This window comes from Mycobacterium sp. E735 (assembly GCF_001666955.1).
GTDB lineage: Bacteria > Actinomycetota > Actinomycetes > Mycobacteriales > Mycobacteriaceae > Mycobacterium.
Window position 1 is genome coordinate 1 of the sequence record NZ_LZIX01000302.1, and the last position, 1,105, is coordinate 1,105.

Here is a 1,105-nt window from a genome sequence, read left to right on the forward strand (position 1 = left end):
CGGGTACTCGACCGGGTCGTGGCGATGGCGGATCAGTTGCGCGACCAGGCCCCCGAGGCCGAGCGGATCGGCCGCCTGACCGACGACAGCGTGAAGCTGATGAAGTCGGCCGGGTTGATCCGGCTGCTGCAAACCAAGCAATATCAGGGTTTCGAGGTCCACCCCCGCGAGTTCGCCGAGACGACGATGGCGACCGCTGCGCTGGACCCGGCGGCCGGCTGGATCGTCGGCGTGGTCGGCGTGCACCCCTACCAGTTGGCGTACGCGGACCCCAAAGTCGCCGCCGAGATCTGGGCCGACGACGTCGACACGTGGATGGCGTCACCGTACGCGCCGCAGGGGGTGGCCAAGCCCGTCGACGGGGGCTACCTCTTCAACGGCCGCTGGCAGTTCAGCTCGGGCACCGACCACTGCGACTGGATCATCCTCGGCGCGATGCTCGGCGACGAGAAGGGCATTCCGATCATGCCGCCGCAGATGTTGCACATGATCCTGCCCCGTAAGGACTACGAGATCGTCGAGGACTCGTGGAATGTGGTGGGGTTGCGGGGAACCGGTTCCAAGGACGTCATCGTCAAGGACGCGTTCGTCCCGTCGTATCGGACGATGGACGCGACGAAGGTGATGGACGGCACCGCCCAGCGCGAGGCCGGCATGACCGAGCCGCTCTATCTGATGCCGTGGTCGACGATGTTCCCGCTGGGCATCTCGGCGGCCACCATCGGCATCGCCGAGGGGGCCCTGGCCGCGCACCTGGACTATCAGCGTGAGCGCGTCGGCGCCACCGGAACCGCGATCAAGGACGATCCCTACGTGATGTTCGCGATCGGCGAGGCAGCCGCCGACATCAACGCCGCCCGCCAGGAACTCCTGGCGAATGCCGACCGCATCTACGACATGGTCGCCGCCGGCAAGGAGGTGTCGTTCGCCGACCGCGCGGCCGGGCGGCGCACCCAGATCCGCGCGGTGTGGCGCGCGGTGTCGGCGGTCGACGAGATCTTCGCCCGCTCGGGCGGCAACGCGGCCCGCATGGACAAGCCGCTGCAACGGTATTGGCGCGACGTCCATGTCGGCCAGCTGCACGCCATCCACATGCCTGGAACCA

Annotated in this window: 1 protein-coding gene; it reads left to right on the forward strand. The window is 68.1% G+C overall.

What is annotated here, in order from left to right; translation table 11 throughout:
• The coding region (locus A5704_RS24680) for an acyl-CoA dehydrogenase family protein (RefSeq protein ID WP_231969290.1) at positions 1 to 1,105 on the forward strand (1,105 nt) is incomplete at both ends.